The organism is Ephemeroptericola cinctiostellae, assembly GCF_003339525.1.
Lineage (GTDB): Bacteria > Pseudomonadota > Gammaproteobacteria > Burkholderiales > Burkholderiaceae > Hydromonas > Hydromonas cinctiostellae.
In genome coordinates, this window is record NZ_CP031124.1 from 1691321 (window position 1) to 1716848 (window position 25528).

A 25528-nucleotide genomic window follows, 5' to 3' on the forward strand; every position below is an offset into this window, starting at 1 on the left:
TTTCTTGTGCAGAGCCGAAACTTATTTCACGCCTGTGCTGCCAAATCCACCGGTGCCACGATCAGACTTGTCAAAGTCATTGACGATGTTGAATTGGGCTTGTACAACAGGAACGATGACCAACTGTGCAATCCGCTCAAAAGGCTCGATGGTGAAAGCCGTTTGACCACGATTCCATGTGGACACCATCAGCTCACCTTGATAGTCCGAATCAATTAAACCAACCAAATTACCCAATACGATGCCGTGTTTGTGACCCAAACCACTTCGCGGCAAAATGAGTGCTGCATAGTGGGCATCGTCCAAATGAATTGCCATACCTGTTGGAATGAGCACGGTTTGACCTGGCTCAAGGGTGAGGGCGGTGTCTATCGCAGCACGTAAGTCCAAACCTGCGCTGCCAGTGGTGGCATAAGCGGGGAGTTGTGTATTGAGTTTTTCGTTGAGGATTTTAACGTCAATCTGCATGTTTTCTTTCTTTTTGTTAATGAATATAATGGGTTATTGTGTTATTTGATTTGATTCAAAGTTTTTTTGTGAGTCGATTTGATATTTCAGCAATCAATACGTGAGCCAATTGGGCTTTGTTTTGTTTGGGTAACTCATGCAACCCTGAATCATCCAATAACACTACTTGATTGTCATCGGCTCCAAATGTTGCAGGGCCGTTGTTGGCGATGAGCAGAGGAATGCCTTTTTTGAGGCGTTTGGCCTGCCCAAATTCAATGACATGCTCAGTCTCCGCAGCAAACCCAACGCAATAAGGTGAATTGGGCTGTTGTGCGATGGTATGTAAAATATCTGGATTTTGTACAAAACTTAAGCAAGGCACATCATCGGTGTGCTGTTTTTTGATTTTTTGTGTGGCCACATCGGCGGTGCGCCAATCGGCAACAGCGGCGACTGCGATGAAAACATCGGATTCAGGGCTGTATTTTAAGCAAGCATCCAGCATTTCTTGGGCAGATTCGACATTGATGCGACCCACGCCGAAAGGTATGGGTAAAGCGGTGGGCCCTGAAATGAGGGTGACATTAGCACCAGCGCAAGCGGCCGCGTGAGCGAGGGCGTAGCCCATTTTGCCGCTGGAGCGATTGGTGATCCCACGCACGGGGTCAATGGCTTCAAAGGTGGGCCCGGCGGTGATGAGGACTTTTTTCCCTGCCAAGCTTTGTGGGACAAACAGCCGTTCAATCGCGTGGGCTAAATCGCTGGCTTCGAGCAATCTGCCCGCGCCGATTTCACCACAGGCTTGCTCACCTGAAGCGGGGCCGAATATCGTGATGCCATCTTGCCGTATCAATTCGAGGTTGCGCTGGGTGGCGGGGTTTGCCCACATATGTACATTCATGGCTGGAGCAATCGCCATTGGGCATGTGACCGCATCACGAGCGAGAACCAGATTGGTGAGTAAATCGTCGGCCACACCGTGCGCAATTTTGCTCATGGCGTTGGCAGTACACGGTGCAATCAGGAAGGCATCGGCTTCACGGGTGAGGTTGATGTGGGCGATGTTGCTGCCAGTGCCATTTCGATTTTGCCATAGGTCATCGTATACGGCTTCACCCGTGAGTGAGGAGAATGTGAGGGGGGTAATGAATTCCTTCGCCCCTTCAGTCATGACCACGGACACGCGCGCACCTTGTTTTTTCAGTAAACGCGCCAATTCTGCGCTTTTATAAGCGGCGATGCCGCCTGTGATGCCGAGAATAATGTGTTTATTTTTGAGCATGGCGCGTCCTTTGTGTATCAATGACCGACGATTTATTAGGGCTTCTTTTTGGAAAATTCATCGACGAGTAAAATGGCCACACCAATGAAAATGGCTGAATCAGCGATGTTAAATGCAGGCCAGTGTGAATTGCCCACATAAAAGTCAAGAAAATCAACCACGCGCCCAATGCGCACACGGTCAATCAAATTACCAATTGCACCACCAAGAATGAAAGCCAAACCAAGGCATAAACGAGGTAAATGGCGGCTTTTTCGCATATAAATGACGATGAAAACAGATGCCAACAGCGATAATGTGGTGAAAAACCAGCGTTGCCAGCCATCGTGTTGCGCAAGAAAGCCAAATGCAGCACCTGGATTGTAAGTCAGAACCAAGTTGAAAAAAACAGTGATGGGTTTAAATTCACCGAATTGAAATTTTGCTTCCATGATGAGTTTGGTGATTTGGTCTATGAGAATGACCAAGGCTGTGAGGCTGAAATATTTTGTAAGGGAATATTGAGTCATGTTCATGTTCTTTGTGTCATGTCATTCATATTTTTTCAGTGCGCTAAAAAATATGAGAAGAAAACGTTTTTTAGGTACAACGGAAAAAGTTAAAAACCATTGTGTCCACCTTGAAATCAGAGTTGTTGTCAGGATTTCCCTGACAACACTTGAAATAAAAACAGTGTGTTAAGAAGAGGTCCGTTTTTATCTTTTCGCCATTTCAATTTAATAAAAGTGTTAAGCAAAACGTCGTTGTTCGCCTGAACCAAATAAATTACCGACACAACGTGTACACAGCGTTGGGTGATCTGCATGTGTGCCAACATCGACGGTGACATGCCAGCAACGCTCGCATTTTTGCCCCACTGCGGTGTTGACAGCGACGCTCATTTGCTCATTTTGCTCAACATGCGCACCCGATGTGATTAAAACAAAACGCAAATCGTCACCCAGTCGTTTTAAAATGTCTGCATCCACTTCAGGCGCACTGATGGTGACATTGGCTTGCAAAGCGGAGCCAATTTGATTCGTGCCACGGGCATCTTCCAAGGCTTTGTTGACGTCATTGCGCAGCTCACGGATGCGTGACCAGCTGGCAATCAAGGCTTCTGAGTTCGCAGGTGAGGGCATGACATGATAGAGTTCCGTGAAAATCGTGTCGTCGATTGAGCCGTGGTTCAAAATGGGCCATGCTTCTTCGGCCGTAAAGCTTAAAATCGGTGCCATCACACGCACGAGACTTTGTGCGACGTGCCATAAGGTGGTTTGTGCCGCACGGCGTGCAGGAGAATCAGGTGCGCTGGTGTACAGGCGGTCTTTGATGATGTCCAAATAGAAACCGCCCAAATCTTCGGAGCAGAAGTTTTGTAATTTAGCGACCAATGGATGGAATTCGTATTTCTCAGCATGAGCAAGCAGTTCGGTTTGCCAGTTGGCGGTCAATGCGAGCGCGTATTGATCGATTTCGAGCAGCTCTGTCACTGGCAACAGCTGAGTCTTTGCATCAAAATCGGTCAAATTGGCGAGTAAAAAGCGCAAGGTGTTGCGAATGCGGCGATAGCCTTCAGACACACGTTTCAAAATCTCATCAGAAATAGACAGTTCACCCGAATAATCGGTTGAAGCCACCCATAAGCGAATGATTTCTGCGCCCATTTTGTTAGCCACATCTTGTGGTGACACAATGTTGCCGAGTGATTTGCTCATTTTTTTACCATCGCCATCAACTGCAAAACCGTGCGTGAGCAGCGCTTTGTAAGGTGCGCGACCATCCAGCATGCAGCCTGTGAGCAAGGATGAATGGAACCAGCCTCGGTGCTGATCTGAGCCTTCGAGATACAAATCGGCAGGCCATGACAAATCAGTTGCGTGCGAACCACGCAAGACGTGGAAATGTGTCGTACCCGAGTCAAACCACACATCCAAAGTGTCTTTGTTTTTCACGTAGTCATCGGCATCTGCACCGAGAAATTCAGCGATGTCGAGTGTTTGCCAAGCTTCAATGCCGTTTTGTTCAACCAATTGGGCTATTTTTTCAAGCAACTCGGGCGTGTTAGGATGCAATTGCCCTGTTGCTTTTGACAAGAAAAAGGGCATCGGCACCCCCCATTGACGCTGGCGTGACAGCGTCCAGTCGGGGCGATTGGCAATCATGCTGTGCAAACGTGCTTGCCCCCAAGCTGGGAAAAATTGTGTGTCCTCGACGCCTTTAAGGGCGCGTTGACGCAAGCTTGAGGCTTCGACTGGGTTGTCCATTGAGGCGAACCATTGTGTGGTGGCGCGGAAAATCAATGGGGTTTTATGTCGCCAGCAGTGCATGTAGCTGTGATCGTATTTAACTACTTTGAACAATGCACCGGCTTCGGTGAGTTTTTCGACAATGGCCGCATTGGCTTTCCAAATGTGCATGCCGCCGAATTCAGGTAAATCCGCCACATAAACGCCATTGCCCATCACTGGCGTGAGGATGTCATCGTCTTTCATGCCGTTGGCTTTGCATGATGAAAAATCCTCTACACCATAAGCGGGTGCTGAATGGACGATGCCCGTCCCCGCATCTGTGGTCACGTAATCGCCCAAATACACTGGAGATAAGCGTGAATATAAGGGATGTTTAAAGGCAATGTGATCCAATGCCGCGCCAAGGCATGTGGCGATGATGTCACCGTTCAACTCGTAGCGCGCCAATGTACTTTCAACCAAATCTTTGGCTAAAATCAATTGGCCATTGTCCGTTTGCACCAATGCATATTCAATTTCTGGGTGAACGTTGAGTGCTTGATTGGCGGGGATTGTCCATGGTGTTGTTGTCCAAATCACGATGTGACCTGTTTGGCCGGCAGTGGTGCCAAAAGCCACAGACAGTTTATCGTGTTCAGCAAATTCAAAACCCACATCGATGGCCAAATCAATTTTGTTTTGGTATTCAACCTCAGCTTCAGCCAATGCCGATTCACAATCAAAACACCAGTTGACAGGTTTTAAACCACGATACACATAACCTTTGTCCAAAATGGTTCCAAGCGCACGAAGTTCGTTCGCTTCGTTAGAAAAGTTCATGGTTTTGTATGGGTCATTCCAGTCGCCTAAAATACCCAAACGCATGAAATCGAGTTTTTGTTTTTCAACCTGTTCGCTTGCATACGCGCGTGACTTTTGCTGAACTTCTTGCGTCGGCAAACCTTTACCGTACAACGATTCGATTTTATTTTCAATCGGCATGCCGTGACAGTCCCAGCCGGGGACATAAGGCGCATCAAACCCCGCCATTGTGCGCGATTTGACGATGATGTCTTTGAGGATTTTATTGACTGCATGACCGATGTGAATGTCGCCATTCGCATACGGTGGGCCATCATGCAAAATGAATTTTGGGCGACCCGCTGCGGCTTCACGGATTTTTTGATAACGTTTTTTTGCCTGCCATTCTTTGACCCACACTGGTTCGCGTTTGGCAAGGTCACCACGCATGGGGAATGGGGTATCGAGGAGGTTGACGGGGTAGTTGGATTTTTTTGGATCTGTCATGATGTCAATGGTCTTTGGTTTGATGCCGTGAAGCCTTATGTCATGCGGATTGAACATGAGGCTGAAAAAGTGTGGTGCTATTTTACCTTAGCTTGGTTAAGTTCGGTTTGTTTTACGCATGTGCAGCAAAGAATGCACGGGCATCGCGGATGTCTTGCTGGATCGCCAGCATCAACGCATCCAAACCATCAAATTTGGCTTCATCACGAATTTTATGGTGCAAAGTCACATGTGCCATGTCGCCGTACACGGTTTCATTGAAATCAAAAATATACACTTCACACCAACACTGGCCGTTGGTTTTCACCGATGGTCGAGTGCCGATGCTGGCAACGCCTTGATGCACACGCCCGTTCAGTTCGACGGTGACTGCAAAAATGCCTTGCGCCACGAGGTTATCTGGCATTTTAAGGTTAATCGTTGGGATGCCAATGGTTCGACCCAACTGTTGGCCATAAATGATGTGGCCACTGAGTGTGTAATCATGGCCGAGCAGTGCAGTGGCCAAAGGCAATTGGCCTTTGGCAATGGCTGTACGCACTGCGGTACTCGATATGCGCTCTTCAGCATGAAGCACCGAATGCAGGGAGGTCACTGTAAAGCCGTGTTGTTCACCCATGTCTTGCAACAAATTAAAATCACCTGTGCGACCTGCGCCAAATCGAAAATCATCGCCAATGAGTAAATCCCGTGTGTTGAGAGATTCAACCAAGATGTGTTCAACAAAATCAGTCGCAGGCATGTTTGCCAGGGCTTGATTGAAGCGCATCAACACCACATCGTTCACCCCGTGTTGTTTGATGAATGTGATTTTGTCGCGTAACGGTGAAACACGTTGCGGGGCGGGTTTGCCATGCAATTGAGCAAAAAAAGCTTTTGGATTGGGATCAAAAGTGATGACGGTGGGGGCCAAGCCTTGCTGGTTTGCTTGTTTCGCCAACGCGTCAAGGATGGCCGTGTGACCACGGTGCACGCCGTCAAAATTACCAATGGTGACTGTACGCGCTGTACTGGCATCATGGTGAGTTGGGTAGCGGATCAGGTTCATGAGATCAGACGGGTTGATTGATGGGCGTTTTTTGGAAAGTTGCATGGATGACCTTAAGGCAGCCATCCATGCAATGTGTTGATCAATCTTCTTTACGCATGTGCGGGAACAGCAACACATCACGGATGTTGGGACTGTCTGTGATCAACATCATTAAGCGGTCAATTCCAATGCCGCAACCGCCCGTAGGGGGCATGCCATATTCGAGGGCACGGATGTAGTCGGCATCGTAGTACATGGCTTCATCATCGCCAGCATCTTTGGCGGCAACTTGTGCCATGAAACGGGCGGCTTGATCTTCGGGGTCATTCAGTTCCGAGAATCCATTGGCGACTTCACGTCCCGTCATGAACAATTCAAAACGTTCAGTTAAACCCGCTTTGGTGTCTGATGCGCGGGCGAGGGGTGACACTTCAATCGGGTAATCAATGATGAACGTGGGATGCCACAACAAATGCTCAGCAACTTCTTCAAACAAGGCCAATTGTAAAGCACCGACACCCGCATTTTTGATTTGTGGGTCGTCCATTTTGACACCGTTTTTGCGCAACTCGGTGCGCAAGAAATCTTCATTGTCAAGGGCTGTGCCGATGTATTCAGGGGCGTATTTTTCAATCGCTGCTGTGATGGTCAAGCGGTCAAATGGCTTGGATAAATCCAGTTCGCGCCCTTGATAATTGAGCACTGCGCTGCCTGTGGCGCGCAAAGTCACTTCACGAATCACCGATTCAGTGTAGTCCATCATCCACTCGCAGTTGGTGTATGCGGCATAAAATTCCATCATGGTGAATTCAGGGTTGTGGCGCGGCGATACCCCTTCATTGCGGAAGCTGCGGTTGATTTCGAATACACGTTCAAAACCACCGACGATTAAACGTTTCAAGTACAACTCGGGTGCAATGCGCAGAAACATTTCCATGTCGAGTGCATTGTGATGTGTTTTGAATGGTTTGGCCGATGCACCGCCAGGGATGGCATGCAACATAGGGGTTTCCACTTCCATGAAGTCATTTTCCATCATGAAGTTGCGCAGGGCGCTCATGGCATTTGAACGTCGGATGAATGTCGCTCGTGTGTCGGGTGAAGCAATCAGATCCACATAACGTTGGCGGTATTTGAGTTCTTGATCGGCGAGGCCGTGAAATTTGTCGGGCAATGGGCGCAAGGATTTACTGATCAGGCGCAGTTCACTGCAACGCACAGACAGTTCACCTTTGTTGGTCTTGAACAGTACGCCACGTGCGGCGATGATGTCACCCATGTCCCAATGTTTAAAGGCTTCATGCACATCTGCACCCACGCCTTCATCATTGATGTAAAACTGGATTTGTCCTGTTGCATCTTGAACCGTTGCGAAACTGGCTTTGCCCATCACGCGTTTGAGCATCATGCGACCAGAGATGGACACGCTGACATTGTGTTCTTCAACAGCAGCCTTATCTTCTGCTTCAAACTGGTTTTGCAATTGACCCGCGCGGTGTTCGGGTACAAAATCATTTGGGTAAGCGATGCCTTCGGTGCGCCAATGCGCAAGTTTGCTGCGGCGTTCGGCGATGATGCTGTTTTCGTCAATGGTTTGTTCTGGCGTGATGTGGTCGGTCATGGTGGCTGCTATATGGTTAGTCGCAAAAAACCTGTTTTGCGCTTGTTTCAGGTAAGGAATTTAAAGGGGATAATGAACTTGTTGTTTCACTGTAAATGGAAATATTGCTTGAGCGTTAAGCGAAGTGGCTGAAGCAAGCCCCTCAGCATCGGGGAAAACCAAATCCTAGGAAATCAAATAAACTCGTAAACTAAAACCGTTGGATTTTTATGAATCTCACTCTAAACAAAGGGTGTTGAGTTGATGTCGATGGACTGACAAAAATAAGCGCTGGTATAACCAGCGCTTTCGTGAGGGGTTAACGAAGTCCGCTGGCACTGCTTAAAATTTGCTTCATGGCGGGCGTGGTTTGACCCGCCCACAAAGTCTTTTTATCCAGTTTGCCGTGAATGGCTGTGATTTTGGTCATTGGATCGAACAGCACATAAATATTGTTTTCATCGCACTCATGTGCCTTGCATGTGTTGAGCAAGACAAAGTGCGTCGAGCCACTGTCAATCACCTGTGATGGGGCAGAAGGACCGCCCCCACGACGCACCCAACTGGGCATGGTCATGTTTGAACTGCGAAAAGCCTTGATCAACGACGAACGAAACATGGAGTTGCGGCTCCAATCAAAGAAGTACGATGATTCAATTTGCTTGCGCGTCAGGCCATCGAAGCTGCTGATGTCCAATGCGTGAGCGGCAGGCGCAACGGCCAGTAAAGCAGAGGCACACAATGCAGCCGTGGCGAATGTTTTAAATATCGTCATGTTAAACCCCTTGTTTTAAGCTGGCTTCAATGAATGGATCAAGATCGCCATCGAGCACTTTGGTGGTGTTTGAAATTTCAACATTGGTACGCAAGTCTTTGATGCGCGATTGATCAAGCACATAAGAACGGATTTGATGCCCCCAGCCCACATCGGACTTGGTTGCTTCGAGTTTGTCTTGCTCTGTTTGGCGTTTGCGCAATTCCAACTCGTACAAACGCGACTTCAGCATCGACATCGCTTCGGCGCGGTTTTTGTGTTGAGAGCGATCATTTTGGCATTGCACCACCGTATTGGTTGGCAAATGGGTGATACGCACGGCCGAATCGGTTTTATTGATGTGCTGACCGCCCGCACCTGAAGCGCGGTACGTGTCAATACGCAAATCCGCTGGATTCACATCAATTTCAATCGAGTCATCGACTTCAGGGTAGACAAAAATACTGGCGAAAGACGTGTGGCGACCGTTGTTTGAATCAAATGGCGATTTGCGCACAAGGCGATGCACGCCTGTTTCTGTGCGCAACATGCCATAAGCGTATTCGCCTTCGATTTTCAATGAAACCGATTTGATGCCAGCCACGTCACCTGAGGACTCTTCAAGAATTTCGACTTTAAAATCTTTACGTTCGCAATAACGCACGTATTGGCGCAATAAAATAGAGGCCCAGTCGCATGCTTCTGTACCGCCTGCGCCTGCTTGAATGTCCAAAAAGCAATTGGCCGAATCCATTGGATTCGAGAACATGCGGCGGAATTCGGCATGACCAAGTTCTTCTTCAAGTGCATCCACATCGGCTTCGAGGGTGGCGATGGTTTCAATATCGTCCTCTTCTTTGGCCATGTCAAACAGCTCTGCGGTGTCGGCCTGATGCGATTTCAAACGATTGAGCAAATCAACCGTGCCATCCAGCAGTTTTTTTTCTTTGCCCAAATCTTGCGCGCGCTTTGAATCATTCCAAACATTTGGATCTTCAAGCTCTGCGTTGACGACAATTAAACGATCAAATTTTGTATCGTAGTCAAAGATACCCCCATAGCGCTTGAATGCGCTCCGCGAGGTCGGTCAGTTGGTTGCCAATGGCGTTAATGCGTTCAATTTCCATGAAAAACTCAAAATAATCAATAAAGTAAGATCATGATTATAAGTGAAAAGGGGTGAAAATGCCAGTTGCGTACTGCTTTAGTGATGCTCAAAGCAGGTCATGTTCCGTTGATGTGCTGTTTGATGTGCCGTTTGTTCAAGATACACTTGGGAATAACTTGATCTTTTGCAGCATTGTTTGACGCTTGACTTGAATTATGTTGCATTGCACGTTACACTTCAAACCGTTGCTTGGCTTTCACGCACCTCAATGGTAAACACAAACCTTGGGCGTGATTAAACATGTGGATCATCATACCCGCGATACATTGCAGTACAGATCAACTAAAAAAACTAAGCCGCAACGCATCCATTCTTCACACGAAAAAGAAGCAATAAAAAAGAACGGTTAAGCCGTTTACGAGGGTCACAACTTAACCGCAAGGATAGGTTGTGTTCGTGTACGTACCCATGTCAACATGGATATCAATGATGCAATTGACGGATACCAATATGTATCCAAGCAGGAGATAATATGATTTTGCCAGCAACGCCTTTGCTGTCCGTTCAAGCGGATGAAAAACAACAGCCACTCATCGAAGACACGCGTCTTTTGGGACGTTTACTGGGTGACGCTTTGCGTGTTCATTCAGGGATTGAAACATTTGAAAACACGGAAAATGTACGCCAATCTGCGGTTCATTTTCGTAAAAGTGAATCATCAGGAAGCGATGCTTTGGCTGCTCGAAAAGCATTGACCGATTTATGTGCGAGTTTGAATGATGCCGAGGCTTTGGGTGTGATTCGTGCGTTCAGTTTGTTTTCTCAATTGGCGAACATCGCTGAAGATGTGCATCAAAATCGCCGTCGCCGCGCATACCGCTTAAAAGGTGCAGCACCGCAAACAGGGACATTGGCACGGGCATTGCAAAATTTACAAGCCAAAGGCATTTCGGCCAAAGAAGCGCTCAAAGCCATGAGTCGCGTTGCTGTTGTGCCCGTTTTGACGGCGCATCCAACGCAAGTTCAGCGCAAGAGTATGCTTGATTTGACCCGTTCATTGGCGCAACTATTGGCACGCCGCGATCAGGGGGCAATGGATGAAGCTGAGGAGCAAGAGTGGGCGAGCGACATTGACCGTTTGGTACAAACACTGTGGCAAACGTCGATTCTGCGCACGTCCAAGTTGAAAGTAACGGATGAAATCACGAATGCGATCAGCTATTATCCTGTGACTTTCTTAAAACGCATCCCCGCATTGGTTGCGCGTTATCAAAACGCAGCCCGTGCCATGGGTGCGAATGAAGAACAGACCCGCGATTTGCGCCCGATCAGTATGGGCATGTGGATCGGTGGTGACCGCGATGGCAACCCATACGTCACGGCCGAAACTTTGGATTTCTGTACGCATGCACAAGCCACGTCGGTGTTTGAGCATTATTTATCAGAATTGCATGCTTTAGGCAGTGAGCTGCCTTTGGCGACGACGATTGTGAATGTCAGTTCAGAGTTGCAAGCCTTGGCTGAAGCCTCGGGTGACAACTCACCGCACCGTGCCAACGAGCCCTATCGCCGTGCCATCATTGGCATGTACGGCCGTGTGGCACAGGCAGCACGAGATTTGTGTGGTTTGGTTGCGGTGCCCGCTTCGCAAGTGGTTGCAGCTGCGTACACACAAGCGTCCGAGTTGGCTGCAGATTTGCGTGTGATTGAGGAGTCCTTGTTGGCAAACAACAGCATGGCTTTGGTTGCAGGTCGTTTAAACAACCTCATCGAAGCGGTTCATGTGTTCGGCTTCCATTTGGCCACCATTGACCTGCGTCAAAATTCAGACGTACACGAGGCGTGTGTGGTTGAATTACTTAAAGGCGCTCAGGTGCTCGATGACTACACGGCATTGACTGAAGATGAACGCTGCACGGTTTTGTTAAAAGAACTCAACAGCACCCGTTTATTGGCCAACCCTTGGTTGGAGAAGAGTGAATTGCTGGTTGGTGAAATGGCCATTTTTAACAAGGCCCGCGAGTTGCGTGAACGATTTGGTGTGCGTTTGATTGAACAAAGCATCATTTCAAAAGCCACCAGTGTATCGGACATGTTGGAACTTGCGGTTTTATTAAAAGAAGCCGGCATGGCGGTTGGCGGCGAACAGGCTTTTTGCGCGGTGGACATCGTGCCTTTGTTTGAAACCATCGAAGATTTACAAGCGGCACCAGAGGTCATGCAGGCATGGTTTAAATTGCCCGTGGTCAATCAGTGGTTGGATGCACGTGGTCGGACGCAAGAGGTCATGTTGGGCTACTCGGACAGCAACAAAGACGGTGGTTTCTTATCCTCCAACTGGTCATTGTACGAGGCACAGCAGGCCTTGACTCAAATCTCCAGTGCGGCCAAAGTCTCGATGTCGTTCTTTCATGGGCGTGGTGGTTCGGTGGGGCGTGGCGGTGGACCGAGCTATGAAGCCATTCTTGCGCAACCTGCGGGCAGCGTGCAAGGTAAGATCCGTTTGACTGAGCAAGGCGAAGTGATTGGTGCAAAATACGGTGATCCCGATTTGGGTCTGCGTAATTTGGAAACATTGGTTGCAGCGGGCTTGGAAACCAGTGCGGCGCAGGTGTCTGATGCAAAAGATTGGCATGAGTTTGAAGTGGCCATGCGTGAAATGTCAAACTTGAGCTTTGATGCGTACCGCAAATTGGTTTATGGCACAGAAGGCTTCACTGATTTTTTCCGTGCCGCCACGCCGATCAATGAAATTGCTCAACTCAACATTGGCTCTCGTCCTTCAGCACGTAAACCTTCGGCACGCATTGAAGATTTACGCGCGATTCCATGGGTTTTCTCATGGGCGCAAGCGCGCATCATGTTGCCAGGTTGGTACGGTGTGGGTTCGGCATTCACCACATGGGTGGGCGATGATGCCACCCGCTTGGATGTGCTCAAAACCATGTACCGAGAATGGCCATTTTTTAAATCGGTGATCTCAACCATTGACATGGTGCTGTCAAAAACGGATCTGGCGATTGCATCACGTTATGCTGAAATGGTCAGCGATCAGGCTTTGTCCGAACGTATTTTTGGTGAAATTGTTGCAGAATGGAAACGTACGTTTGACATCATCTCTAAAGTGACGGGCCAAGATGTTTTGCTGGCAGACAATCCAACGCTGGCACGCAGTCTACGCAACCGCTTGCCGTATTTGGATCCGTTGAATCACTTGCAGGTTGAGTTACTCAAACGCTACCGTGCGGGTGATGAGTCAACCGATGTGACCAATGGCATTCACATTGCGATCAATGGCTTGGCTGCTGGTTTAAGGAACAGCGGTTGATCATGGATTCATGGCTCATCGTAAAGAGATGTCAAGGAAAGACATTGCTTTGTGATTATTTGTGATTATTCGTATGAAGGGTTGGGCGGGACGTTCGCATATCACATTGATCTCCATCAAAACAGAGATGAAGAAACATCTGTTTGTTGGCGAGTCTTAATTGATGAGTCTCAGCTGGTGAATCTCACAATGAAAAAAAGCTTTGTTGAAAAACAAAGCTTTTTTATATCATTGAGCTGCATCACACCCGTTCAAATACCACCGCAATCCCTTGACCACCACCAATGCACATGGTCACCAACGCATAACGTCCACCCGTGCGGTGCAGTTCATGGATGGCTTTGGTGGCGATGAATGCCCCTGAGCAGCCGACGGGATGACCCAATGCAATCGCACCGCCATTGGGGTTGGTTTTGTCCATGTTCAGCCCCAAACCACGAGACACCGCGATGGCTTGCGCCGCGAAAGCTTCGTTGGATTCAATCACGTCGATTTGATCCAAGCTCAAACCTGCACGTTTCAAAGCCAGCTTAGAAGCTGGAATAGGGCCTTCGCCCATGACATCATTGGGTACGCCTGCAAGTGCATAGCTGACCAAGCGGGCAATGGGTTTTTGTCCCGCAGCGGCGGCTGCCTCCGCGGCGGCGAGGACGAAAAATGCAGCCCCATCATTGATGCCTGAAGCATTGCCTGCGGTAACGGATCCATCTTTTTTGAAAGCGGGTTTCATTTTCCCCAATGATTCCATTGTGGTATTGGCTTTGACATGTTCATCGGTGTCGAAGATCACATCGCCTTTGCGCGTCTGCATGACAATGGGCACAATTTGCGATTTGAAATGGCCTTCAGCTATGGCGAGTGCTGCACGGCGATGAGATTCAACGGATAAGGCATCTTGCTCTTCACGCGTGATGCCCCACTTGGTCACCAAGTTCTCAGCGGTGATGCCCATGTGACCCACGCCAAATGGATCGGTCAATGTGGCGACCATCATGTCGATCATTTTGGTGTCGCCCATACGCGCACCATTGCGCATGGCGGGTGTCATGTATGAGCCGCGCGACATGACCTCGACGCCACCACCCACGCCATAATCGCAGTCACCCAACATAATGGCTTGCGATGTGCTGATGATCGCCTGTAGGCCAGAGCTGCACAGTCGATTGACTGCCATTGCCACCGACTCCATGGGCAAACCTGCATTAATCGCGGCCACACGGGCAACATAGGCAAAACGAGAATCTGTGGGGATGCAGTTGCCGACTGTCACATAGTTGATGTCTGCGGCATGAACCGCTGAGCGTGCCACAGCTTCTTTCATGACCTGTCCACCCAACTCTCCAGGCTCAATGCCGCTCAATCCACCGCCAAAGCTGCCAATTGCTGAACGCACTGCGCTCAAAACCACGACTTCACGACTCATTTTGTTCTCCTTTTGTTTGTGTTTTCATTCAGAATGGCAAGACATATTCATCAACATTGCCCACCTGTGGTGTTTTCTTAGAATGCACCCACAATCTTACGTCAGGCTGTCTTGAATTCATCGATGCACAAGCACAAATCATTCAATGTCATGAAGGTGTTGGGGGAAATCGTGATGGTTTTTGTCCCAGCCCAATTGATCTGAAATCCATATCTCAACTTGAGGCGGAAAATACTCTGGATGGTGTAATGAAGCGACGGTCACGTCAATGGTTCCGTCATCAGCATGCTGATAGGTGAGGGATGTGCCACATTTGGGGCAAAATGTCCTCTGGACTTGAGGGGATGAGGAAAAGTAGCTTGGCCTCATGCTCAACCAATGGAAATGCACATGTTCAACCACGGCCCAGACTGTGTGCAGGCCACCCGTGGCTTTGCGACAGCTTGTGCAATGGCATTTCAATACACGAATGGGTTGGCTTGTGAGTTCAAATTGAACCGCTGTACAAAGACAGCTGCCTGAGATTATGGGGGTGATTTTTTGCATGATGGCCACATTGACATCCAATTTAGACTTTTAGAGGTTCTAAATTATATGGTGATATCGATCCGTGTGTAAAAAAAAAGCAGCTGAAGCTGCTTTTTGAGATGGGTCATTTGAGCCAAAGAACGGTTCAGGTTGAACTTTTGAGTTTTTTCATGAATGAACCGAGAGCGGGATAGATTTCCTCAAACAGTGGATGGCTCTTGTTTTTTAAGATGACTTCGCTGAATAATTTAAGGCCGAGAGCAAATTCTGTCGATTCATTGGCTTGGTTGAAGAGGTCTGTTTGCTTCATTTTTTCGATGATAGAAAAAATGTCATCGTGATTTCCGAACTCAAACTTCAATGGGGTTTGCATAGGAGTTTCATCGTTCTTGCTTGACACTTGTTCTAAAGTGATGCGATACACATGGGCTGATTTAGTCATTTTCTTCTTTTACTTTCCGCCACGTTTCATCATGTCAAAAAATTCTGAATTGTTTTTCGTTTGCTTCATTTTATCCAAAATAAATTCCATCGCAGCGATGTCATCCATCTCATAGAGGAATTTACGTAAAATCCAAACTTTTTGCAACACATCAGCTTTAAGCAATAATTCTTCACGACGGGTAGATGATTTATTGATGCTGATCGAAGGGTACACACGTTTTTCTGACATGCGGCGATCGAGGCAAAGCTCCATGTTGCCCGTGCCTTTGAATTCTTCAAAAATCACATCATCCATGCGAGAACCCGTGTCCACTAAAGCGGTGGCGATGATGGTCAGTGAGCCACCTTCTTCAATATTGCGGGCGGCACCAAAGAAACGTTTTGGGCGTTGTAAGGCGTTGGCATCGACACCACCTGTCAATACTTTACCTGAGCTTGGAATGACGGTGTTGTAAGCGCGGGCGAGGCGGGTGATGGAGTCGAGCAGGATCACCACGTCTTTGCCTGTTTCGGCGAGACGTTTGGCTTTTTCGAGCACCATTTCAGCGACTTGCACGTGACGCGTGGCAGGTTCGTCAAAGGTTGAGGCGACCACTTCACCCTTAACCGAACGTTGCATTTCAGTCACTTCTTCTGGACGCTCATCAACGAGCAAAACAAACAAGTCAATGTCAGGGCGATTGGCGGTGATCGCATGGGCGATGTTTTGCAACATCACGGTTTTACCTGATTTGGGCTGAGCGACAATCAAACCACGTTGACCCAAACCGATGGGTGAAACGATGTCAATGATGCGGCTGGTGATGTTTTCAACCGATTGAATGTCACGTTCGAGTGGCAGCAGGGTGTTTGGGTGAATCGCCGTCAAGTTTTCAAATAAAATGCGGTGTTTGGTGTGTTCTGGAGCCAAACCGTTGACTTTATCGACTTTAACAAGGGCAAAATAGCGTTCGTTGTCTTTTGGGGTGCGCACTTCACCTTCAATGGTATCGCCTGTGTGCAAGTTGAAACGGCGGATTTGCGACGGTGAAATATAAATGTCATCGGTGCTGGCGAGATATGAGGTATCAGGCGAGCGCAAGAAACCAAAACCATCGGGCAGTACTTCCAGAGTGCCGTCGCCAAACACCGATTCGCCTGCTTTTGCTCGTCGTTTGAGCACGGCGAACATCAGTTCTTGTTTGCGCAGACGGCTGGCATTTTCAATGCCGAGTTCGAGGGCCATGTCGACGAGTGATTTGATGGGTAATGATTTAAGTTCGTTTAAATGCATAATGCGGATGTGTACTTTTGAATGTCGATGCGATTTAAATGGTCGTGCTTGTCATGTGCCTCATTCGAGGGGCAAGCGGGTTTTAATTCGAAAATTTAATTGTCATCGGTTGTTTAAAGATTAACTTTAAAAATGTCGTGTGGTAATTTTTGTAGGGAAATTTTTAGAGGTTCGTTCGGTCGAACGATGAAGAGGTCAGATGCATTGCTGAAGGTGAAATAAAATGACGCCCAGCAAAGAGCTGGGCGCATTATGCAACAATTACAGGTGGCTGTCAATGAAAGCGGCCAATTGCGATTTGCTCGCTGCGCCGACTTTGGTGCCCATGACCGTGCCATTTTTGAATAACAACAACGTTGGGATGCCACGGATGCCGAATTTTGCTGGTGAGGCGCTGTTTTCATCCACGTTGACTTTAACAATCGCCAGTTTACCATCGTAATCTTTTGCCAATTCGTCCAACACTGGGGCGATCATTTTGCATGGACCACACCATTCAGCCCAGAAATCGACCAATACAGGTGTGCTGGCATTCAATACTTCGGCTTCAAATGTGGTGTCGGTGACGTGGGTGAGTGAACTCATTTTTTTTCCTTCAAGTTAAGTGGGGATGTCTTTGATGTGGGGACGGGGGTACGTTTTACAAGTGCCCATCCGCTTTTCTTAAGTATCATTCTACCTTTTTTCTGAAGTTTGTGCGAAAGCTCGTGATATAACTCGTCGTATAATTGCAGGGATATCAATTTTAAGGGGCATGCTCGTGTTCACACTGGATTTATTTGCTGAGGACTTTGATGCGTCAACAACCGCCGATCATGCACCTTGGATTCAACATGATTGCATGTTTGATGCTGACTTTTGGCCCGATGTGGTGAATAAAATATGGCAGTCGACGGCGGGTGATGTGAGGTCGTTGAGTGCGCATCTGGTTGTTGTGCCCGATGCGTCAATGTACATGCCTTTTCAAGCGGCGTGGGCGGCACATGCTCAATCGCTTCAAGGCCCGTGCATCATGCCACGCATGATGACTTTACTCGATTGGGCGAAATCTGCTGGGGCATCGGACATTGACATGCAATACACCGAACGTGTATTGAATTGGATGACACAGTTGCGCGATACGCCGCAATTGGCCGAATGGCTGGGTGCGACTGAGGATGTGCATTTGTTTGCAGTGGCGCGCAGCTTGATTGACATGAGCGATGAGTTAAGCATGCATTTGCTTGCAGGCCGAGACATTGATGACGGTGAGGCGGCTTTGAACGCAGCGGTCGATCATGTGTTTGAAATGAATGCAGGCGTTTTCGCACGGCAGGAGTTGGCGGTTTTGTTGCAATGTTGGCGGGCTGATGTGAATGTGAGTTCACCGATACTTAAATATTTACAAACGTTGCAGCAGTTGATCCAGCAAGCACCCGTGCCCACAGTTTGGTTGGTGCGCAATAAACCTTGGACGCAACTTGAAGCTTGGTTTTGGCGCGCGTATGCGAAGGCTGCGCGGGTGGAACTATTGGACATACAGGCCGTTCGTGCGCGGGTGGATTCAAACCAACTTGAACAGATGCGTCGCGCATGGTCAGAAGCGGCACGAATCGTTGAGCCATCGATGGTCATTGAAACATCGCATTTTGACATTCGCCAAGCTGAGCACCTCGAAGATGAAGCGCAAGCGATTGCCCGTCAAGTTTTTGAATGGCGACAAGACCCCTTAATCAAAAAAATTGCACTGGTCGCACTTGACCGTCAGGTCTCGCGTCGCGTCTGGGCATTGCTGGCGCGTTTGGGTGTGACCATCCGTGACGACACGGGTTGGTTGCTGGCCACATCACGTGCAGCCAGCAGTTGGCGCACAGGTCTGGCATTGTGGCAGGGTGAAGTTCTCGCTGTGGAGCTGCTCGAATGGATGTCGCACCCGATGGTGTTGGCTGATTGGCCTGCATCACATAAACGTTTGCTTATGCGCCACATGCATGCAGTTGCACTGGCGCAAAAACCACTGGCGCGCACATGGCAAGCATGGCTGAATTTGATCAGCCGTCAAAGTGTGGATGAGGTTTTGCAAATCGAAGCAGAGGCCTTGCAAATCGATGTGCGACAAGCGGCCATTGACCTGCTTGGTCGTGCGCTCAATATCCAAGCCGCATGGCGCAGAACGTTCAATCTCCCGCAATGGGCTGCGAATATACATCAATGGGCTGAACATTTTGGTCTGTTCAATGCTTGGCAAAAGGATCCCGCGGGTCAAATTTGGTTGCGCTTGCTCGAAAAATGGCGCGGTGCATCAGAACCCTCAAGTAAAGTTCAACTTGATTTATCTACATTTATGCGCATCGCCGACAGTGAAGTTGAGGCCACCACTTTTCGTCCGCATGATGTGACCGACGATGTTCTGCTGCTTCCTATCGGCAGTACGCGCATGCGATATTTCGACGCGGTGTGGTTGATGGGCGCAGACAGTACGAATCTGCCAAATGCCAAGCAAGACAGAGGCTTGTTGAATATGGCCGTGCGCATGCAGCTTGGCCTGCCGACACATCTCGATCAACACGCCCAAACCAAAGCCGATCTCATCGACCTACTCGCCACCACCCCGCGCGCCGTCGCCAGTTATTGCACACAAAAAGACGGTGCACCGAACGCCATCTCTACATGGTTGGCACAATGGTTGCGGGCAGGGCATGCAACGACGGTCAAGCCCATTACGTTACCACTTGAAACCATCACATCGGACGTACACATGCGCAGCCAAGTCAACATTGCCCAACATGTTCCCGTTGAAATCAGTGCCAGCGAATTGAGCCAACTCACTGCTTGTCCTTATCAATATTACGCCCATCAAGTGCTGTATGTCTCATCAATGGAACTCCCGAGCGACGACATCAGCGCTGCCGACAAAGGCAATGCATGGCACAAAATCATCGCCACTTTTCATAAAAAACGCGCCTTGCCGCATGAGTCGCATGAGCAGAGTGATGCACAAGATGCGGTATTGCTCACGCAACTCATCCATGATCAGCTTAAACCGCTGTGTGCTCAAAATGCCCGCTATTGGGCAGTGCATGAATTGTTTTTGGGCTATGTTGATGCATACCTCGTGTGGTGGTATGACCGTGAAGCCGATGGATGGCATGTTGAACACAGTGAATCATGGCAACCACACGCTTATGAAATTACTTTAAAAAATGAAATTAAGCCTTTGTTATGGAAAGGTAAAATAGATCAAATTGACGGTCGAGAGCACCCAGATCCAGTCACAGGCGAAATTCAATATGAGCGTGCCATCATTGACTACAAAACAGGCAAATTAAGCACCTACATCACGAACATTAAAAACGACGATGACGTACAACTCGCTTTCTACGTCAACTTGTTCGACGACAATGACCGCGCTCAAATCACCCAAGCGGGGTACGTCGGGGTCAGCAGCGAACCGAGCAAACCCCTCAATAAAGAAAAACCCCACGCAGGCAACAGCAGTTACCCGCAAGCATGGCTCAACCCGAGCATGACCGCACCCGACAACGCTGCCTTACAAACTGCAGCAACCCAACTGCATGCACGTGTGGATGGACTGTTTAAGCGAATGCATGCAGGAGAAGAGTTACAAGCCATGGGCGAATTGACCGCATGCGCATGGTGTGAGGTGAGGGGGCTTTGTCGGAAAGGGTATGTTCAGACATCGAAACAAAATTAGATTGGCATCATGTGCCCCAGTGAAATGCAATGTGACACAATGTGTTTGAATGATTTGAACTTTATTTATTAACGCCTTAATTTTTTGGATCTTTGATTTGTCTCATTTGACTTTAGATATTCTTCGCCAACATGCGATAAAGCGCACCCTCTTTACATCTCCCACTGTGATTGAAACTTTGGATCGTCTTGGTTTCGTGCAAATTGACCCGATCACCGCACCCGCAACGGCGCAGGATTTGATTTTACGGCATCGGGTGGCTGGATATCGAAAAGGCGATGTGGAGCGCGCATATCCTGAGCTGGCGGTGGAGGAGGCGTATTTCATCAATCATGGTTATGTGTCGCGCGAGTTGGCGGCGCTGTTGTGGTCGAACAAGCCATTGAGCGCATCGTTACAGGAAATGACTGGGTGCGATGAGGTGATGGCTCGGGTGTTGCAATTTGCGCATGACCATGGGGGTGAGGTGCTGCCAAAGGCGTTAAATCTGCACATGGGTTTAAAATCGATAACAAATGCGTGGGGTGGGCAAGGGCAGGAGGGCACGCACATTGTACAGCGCATGCATTCGTCGGGTTTGTTGCGCATCGTGCGACGGGAAAAAGGCATGCGCGTGTATGGCCTGCCTGTGGTGGCGCGGGTGGATGCGTCTGCGGCGGTTGTGGTCGATGCAGCGTTGACTGCATTGGTGCAAGTGTATGCGCCGTTGACAAAACGTTCGTTGACGTTGATATGCCGTTTATTGACCAGCAGTCGACCTGACTTGAAACCTGCGGTTCAGCTGGCTTTGCGTGGATTGGATGAGCGATTCAATGGCGCGGAGGTGGATGGCGTGCGTTGGTATTGGCCTCGTGCAGAGGTGTTGTCGGCCGATGGATTTGAGACAATGGAGGGGGCAGTGCGCTTGCTTGCACCATTTGACCCGTTGGTGTGGGACCGTGATCGGTTTGAGCAATTTTTTGGTTGGTCGTATAAGTTTGAAGCCTATAAACCTGCACATGCGCGTCAACTGGGCTACTACGCTTTACCCATGCTGTGGCGCGATGCATGTGTGGGCTGGGCGAATGTGTCGGTGGTGGACGGTGTGATGCATGCATCATTGGGGTATGTGAAATCGAAACCGCGTGAAAAGGCATTTCGCATTGCTTTGGAGCAGGAGTTGACGGACATGGCGTGGTTTTTGGGATGTGCGAGTTGGGTGATGCAGGTGTAGTGGGTTGGTTTTTTGGTCATAAGCCGCGTTGGGATTGGATCGTGGCTGAGCTAGCCTTTGGCTATGACCGCTGACCTGCGTATCGGGCGATTTACCGATACGATGCATGCCACCCCCGACGGCATGTGCCTTGATGGAATGATGGTAGACATGCATTAAAGAAGTAAATGCATCAAAAAAATTGAAAACGAAGAAAAATTGAAAACGAATGAGTGAACAACTTAAACCTTATGAAATCAACGGCACAACCGTTTCGGCGGCGCAGTTTAACCAAACCGCGCTTGATCCAGCACGCAGCATTGTGGTGCGTGCGTGTGCAGGCAGTGGCAAGACATGGCTGTTGACTTCACGCATCATTCGATTGTTGCTTGATGGGGTGCAGCCGCAGCATATTTTAGCGATCACGTTTACGAAAAAAGCGGCGCAAGAGATGCGTGATCGAGTGGCCTTGATTTTGCAGGAATTGGCGGATAAACCTGAGGTTGAGGTGCTGAAGCAATTGACTGAACGCGGTTTATCGGCTATGGCGGCGGAGCAGGCATTGCCCCGGGCGCGTGCTTTGTACAATGAGGTGTTGGGCAGTGGGCAAGAGGTGCCAATTTTTACGTTTCACGCGTGGTTTTATCGCTTGTTGCAGGCTGCGCCGATGGGTTCTGGGGTGATGCGTGATGCCAACTTGGTGGAGGATTCGAGTGAATTACGTACCGAGGCATGGGATGCATTCTTTATTGAGTTGAATAAAAATGAGAGGTTGCGGGCGCATTATTTGAACTTGGTGCGTGAGCTGGGCGAATTTTCTGTGGAGAATATGCTCAGTCAGTCTTTGTTTCAGGCGACGGAGTATCAGTTGTTCAAAGGGGTGTGTCAGCGTGCGGGCGTGACGATGCTTGAGGCGCTCGCACAGGATGTGCTGGAGCAAACAGGGCTGGATGTGAGTGCAGATGCGACAGCGCGTGAACAGTCGGTGTATCAACGGTGGGCGGATGGTTTTAATCAGTCGAATGAGTTTGATGCGTGGCTGAATGTGTATTTGAACGCAGGCAAGGCGGCCAAAGAAAAAGCCTTGCTGTTGTTGGATAAAATTTATGCGCAAGCCTCACCGCAAGCGATGTTCAGTTTGTTTGACGAGTTGGGGTTTTGGAGCAAAACAGATCAGCGGCTCAAGAAAATTTCAGGCAGCCAATATTTGGATAAATATGTGGCGGCGGCGGGGCAAACTCGAGAGGCTTACGAGGAGGCTGAATCTTTAATGAATGAAGGTTTCAGCCGTTTATTCAATGGTTTTGCTGATTTAAAAGCATATCAGTTGCACGTCGATGCTTTGCCGTGCATTGAAGTGTTGATTGAAGCGTACCAAGGCATTAAGCAACGCGCGCGACAATTGGATTTTAACGACATTGAACACCAGTGTTTTGAGCTGTTGCGCCACCCCGAAACGGCGGCGTATGTTCAAGTGCAACTTGATGCGCGTTATAAACATTTACTGTTTGACGAATTTCAAGACACCAGTCCATTGCAATGGCACATCATCAATGGCTGGCTGGAGGCTTATGAGGATGATGCAACCAAGCCGCATGTGTTTGTGGTCGGTGATGTCAAACAGTCGATTTATCGTTTCCGTAAAGCGGATGCACGCTTGTTTGATGCGGCTGAAGAGCTTTTGGTCGAAAAATATCAGGCCGATGTGTTGCAAACCCATGCGACGCGGCGCAACAGTCGAGCGGTGGTGGCGTGGGTGAATGCTTTATTTACAATGCCTGAAAGTGAGTTGACCGCATTTACGGCACACAGCACATTCAATGACGATATTGGGCATGTGGCGTGTTTGGGGCTGGAGGATCAAATTGAAAATGAACTTGCGGAAGATGACAGCACAGAAAGCAACAATGCAGAAAATAATTATGTTGTGTCGCAAGGCGATGAAGCATTCACCGCCCATCGCGATTGGTTGACTGAGCCACAACACGCCATCGAAGAAAGCGAGCGCGACAGCGAAAGCAAGCAACTCATCGAAGCCATTGGCCAGCTGGTTGGGCATTATCCTGTGAAGGATGAAACCACGGGTGTGTATCGTCCCGCACGTTATGCCGACATCATGTTGTTGGTGCACACGCGCACCCATTTGTCAGGTTATGAGCGTTTATTGCGCGAATCACATATTCCTTTCATCAGCAGCCGCCGTGGCGGTCTGCTCGATACTTTGGAGGGCTTGGATGTGATGGCTTTGGTGAAATGGTTGATGAATGTGGACGATGATTTGTCGTTATTGCATGTGTTGCGCACACCGATCTTTGCGGCAACGCATGATGATTTTGAATCGCTGTTGGATGCCCGTAAGGCTTTGGCTGAACCCTTTTCGTATTGGCAAGTGCTTAATCAAATGACCGGTGTGAGCGATGTATTGCAACGTGCCAGAAACATGCTCAATGACTGGCTGTTGTTTGTGCCCCATTTACCACCACATGATGCGCTTGATCGAATGTATGCCCAAGGCGAAGTGTTGAAACGCTACGCAGCTGTTACGCCGATCTGGTTGGGCGCTCAGGTACAGGCGAATTTGCGGGCATTTTTGCAACTGGCGTTAACGGTCAATTCGGGACGTTACCCCAGTTTGTCGAGTTATTATCAAGCGCTCAAACGCTGGCAATCGCTCGACACTGAAGGTTTATCGGAAGCCGAGCCTTTGGGCATGCAGGATGCGGTGCGGATTTTGACCGTGCATGCCTCCAAAGGTTTGGAAGCGCCAATTGTCATGTTGATTGACATGAAAACCAAACATGCGCGCCCAGAAATCAACCAATGGTTCATCGATTGGCCTGTCCACGCAACAGAACCACAGCATTTTTCATGGGTCAGCACCAAACAACGCATCGGCGATTGGCGAGCAGAACCACTGTCGGCCTCGGCACGCATTGGCCGAATTGAAAAATGGAATCAATGCTATGTTGCCATGACGCGCGCGCGACAGCTGCTCGTGGTCAGCGCGGCTCAGGTGCAACAATTAAACAAAGAGCAAGACATTGACACACAAGGAAGCGAGCTCGCCTATGCAGCCGCTTCATCGAAAAAAGCAGGCTTGTACGATTATTTACAAACCGCGATTCAGACCTTGAATGGTGAGATGTGCTTAGAAGCTGCACCTGAAACATGGTTGGAACAACATGTGGGGTGGCAGCAGCACACCGCATCATGGGTTGAGGCAGAACCCATACCCATGCCCACAAAGACGCGAAATAACAGTTATGTTGACATTGCTTTGGCCGATGGCGTCGCAGCGCAATGGTTGATTCCTTTTTTACCGCAGACCGATCTTGTTGGAGAGAAGATCAAAGCACAAATGCAGGCTGAAGCCGCAGCACAAGGTGTTGCGTGGCATGGCGCATTGCAATTTGCTACCGACAATTGGAGGCGGCGACTGTCATCGGCTGAGTTGGTGCAACGATTCAACATCAGTCATGTGCAAGCCGAAAGGGTGCAGCAGTGGTTGAGCAACACCTTGTCAAAAAGTGAATGGCAACATTTATTTGACCCAAAACAATACGATGAAGCCATCAATGAAATGAGTGTCATGACCGCCAATGGTCAAGTCAAACGGATTGACCGCTGGGTGCGTCATGGTGATCGACTGACCGTGATGGATTATAAAAGCGACTGGGAGGCGGATCACATGGCTGAATATGAACGGCAACTGTACGAATACATGGGGTTGCTGGCGCAATTGTATCCAGAAACTCAAGTATCGGGATTGTTGTTGGATGCATCAGGACGTGAGCACGTGGTCGCTTGAACGCACTGAAAGGGCTCAGGTTTTACTTTCTGGACTCAGACAATGGTTGAGAGCAGGGAGAGAAATGGGGAAAAGCGAAGGCAGTCGGTTAAAAGC

Annotated in this window: 17 protein-coding genes; 4 read left to right on the forward strand and 13 right to left on the reverse strand. The window is 49.0% G+C overall.

All coding sequences use genetic code 11. The features are described from left to right. Nucleotides 1-21: 21 nt before the first annotated feature. From dut to prfB, 8 genes are all read right to left on the reverse strand, one after another. Nucleotides 22-468, reverse strand: a complete 447-nt coding sequence (dut, locus tag DTO96_RS07675) for a dUTP diphosphatase (protein WP_114562955.1) — start codon at nucleotides 466-468, stop codon at nucleotides 22-24. A gap of 55 nt (nucleotides 469-523) precedes the next feature. Next, entirely contained in the window at nucleotides 524-1732 is a 1209-nt protein-coding gene (coaBC, locus tag DTO96_RS07680; RefSeq protein ID WP_114562956.1) for a bifunctional phosphopantothenoylcysteine decarboxylase/phosphopantothenate--cysteine ligase CoaBC, read from the reverse strand. Nucleotides 1733-1767: 35 nt separating this feature from the next. Then, nucleotides 1768-2241 (reverse strand): signal peptidase II, encoded by a 474-nt coding sequence (gene lspA / locus DTO96_RS07685; protein WP_225972453.1) that lies wholly within the window; start codon nucleotides 2239-2241, stop codon nucleotides 1768-1770. A gap of 219 nt (nucleotides 2242-2460) precedes the next feature. After that, nucleotides 2461-5250 (reverse strand): isoleucine--tRNA ligase, encoded by a 2790-nt coding sequence (ileS, locus tag DTO96_RS07690; RefSeq protein ID WP_114562958.1) that lies wholly within the window; start codon nucleotides 5248-5250, stop codon nucleotides 2461-2463. A gap of 112 nt (nucleotides 5251-5362) precedes the next feature. Next, nucleotides 5363-6343 (reverse strand): bifunctional riboflavin kinase/FAD synthetase, encoded by a 981-nt coding sequence (locus tag DTO96_RS07695; RefSeq protein ID WP_157964371.1) that lies wholly within the window; start codon nucleotides 6341-6343, stop codon nucleotides 5363-5365. Between the two features lie 37 nt (nucleotides 6344-6380). Then, entirely contained in the window at nucleotides 6381-7901 is a 1521-nt protein-coding gene (gene lysS / locus DTO96_RS07700; protein WP_114562960.1) for a lysine--tRNA ligase, read from the reverse strand. Between the two features lie 298 nt (nucleotides 7902-8199). Beyond that, nucleotides 8200-8655 (reverse strand): Ivy family c-type lysozyme inhibitor, encoded by a 456-nt coding sequence (locus DTO96_RS07705; RefSeq protein ID WP_114562961.1) that lies wholly within the window; start codon nucleotides 8653-8655, stop codon nucleotides 8200-8202. Between the two features lies 1 nt (nucleotide 8656). Continuing rightward, nucleotides 8657-9761, reverse strand: a protein-coding gene (prfB, locus tag DTO96_RS07710; protein ID WP_114562962.1) for a peptide chain release factor 2 whose coding sequence is annotated in 2 segments (ribosomal slippage) — nucleotides 8657-9679 and nucleotides 9681-9761 — 1104 coding nt in all. Because the reading frame shifts where the segments join, the coding sequence is not laid out codon by codon here. Nucleotides 9762-10274: 513 nt separating this feature from the next. Between prfB and ppc the strand changes: the two genes are divergently transcribed. After that, entirely contained in the window at nucleotides 10275-13070 is a 2796-nt protein-coding gene (gene ppc / locus DTO96_RS07715) for a phosphoenolpyruvate carboxylase (RefSeq protein ID WP_114562963.1), read from the forward strand. A gap of 241 nt (nucleotides 13071-13311) precedes the next feature. Here the strand turns inward: ppc and DTO96_RS07720 are convergent, their stop codons facing one another. From DTO96_RS07720 to trxA, 5 genes are all read right to left on the reverse strand, one after another. Continuing rightward, complete coding sequence (locus DTO96_RS07720; protein WP_114562964.1) at nucleotides 13312-14493, reverse strand: acetyl-CoA C-acyltransferase family protein; 1182 nt, start codon at nucleotides 14491-14493, stop codon at nucleotides 13312-13314. Between the two features lie 138 nt (nucleotides 14494-14631). Continuing rightward, nucleotides 14632-15039, reverse strand: a complete 408-nt coding sequence (locus DTO96_RS13140) for a GFA family protein (RefSeq protein WP_157964372.1) — start codon at nucleotides 15037-15039, stop codon at nucleotides 14632-14634. Between the two features lie 127 nt (nucleotides 15040-15166). Further along, a complete protein-coding gene (locus DTO96_RS07730) occupies nucleotides 15167-15463 on the reverse strand; it encodes a DUF3861 domain-containing protein (RefSeq protein ID WP_114562966.1) in 297 nt (98 codons plus the stop codon). Between the two features lie 9 nt (nucleotides 15464-15472). Beyond that, the gene (gene rho, locus DTO96_RS07735) at nucleotides 15473-16738 is read right to left on the reverse strand and encodes a transcription termination factor Rho (protein ID WP_114562967.1); all 1266 of its coding nucleotides are present in this window, start codon (nucleotides 16736-16738) and stop codon (nucleotides 15473-15475) included. A 261-nt stretch (nucleotides 16739-16999) separates the two neighbouring features. Next, a complete protein-coding gene (gene trxA / locus DTO96_RS07740; protein ID WP_114562968.1) occupies nucleotides 17000-17323 on the reverse strand; it encodes a thioredoxin TrxA in 324 nt (107 codons plus the stop codon). Nucleotides 17324-17492: 169 nt separating this feature from the next. On the opposite strand from trxA, the gene DTO96_RS07745 reads away from it, so the two are divergent. The 3 genes from DTO96_RS07745 to DTO96_RS07755 all read left to right on the forward strand — a co-directional run bounded on the left by DTO96_RS07745 (nucleotide 17493) and on the right by DTO96_RS07755 (nucleotide 25432). Beyond that, a complete protein-coding gene (locus DTO96_RS07745) occupies nucleotides 17493-20432 on the forward strand; it encodes a PD-(D/E)XK nuclease family protein (protein ID WP_114562969.1) in 2940 nt (979 codons plus the stop codon). A 97-nt stretch (nucleotides 20433-20529) separates the two neighbouring features. Beyond that, complete coding sequence (locus DTO96_RS07750) at nucleotides 20530-21645, forward strand: DNA glycosylase AlkZ-like family protein (protein WP_157964374.1); 1116 nt, start codon at nucleotides 20530-20532, stop codon at nucleotides 21643-21645. 208 nt (nucleotides 21646-21853) lie between these two features. Next, nucleotides 21854-25432 (forward strand): UvrD-helicase domain-containing protein, encoded by a 3579-nt coding sequence (locus DTO96_RS07755; protein WP_114562971.1) that lies wholly within the window; start codon nucleotides 21854-21856, stop codon nucleotides 25430-25432. Nucleotides 25433-25528: the final 96 nt, after the last annotated feature.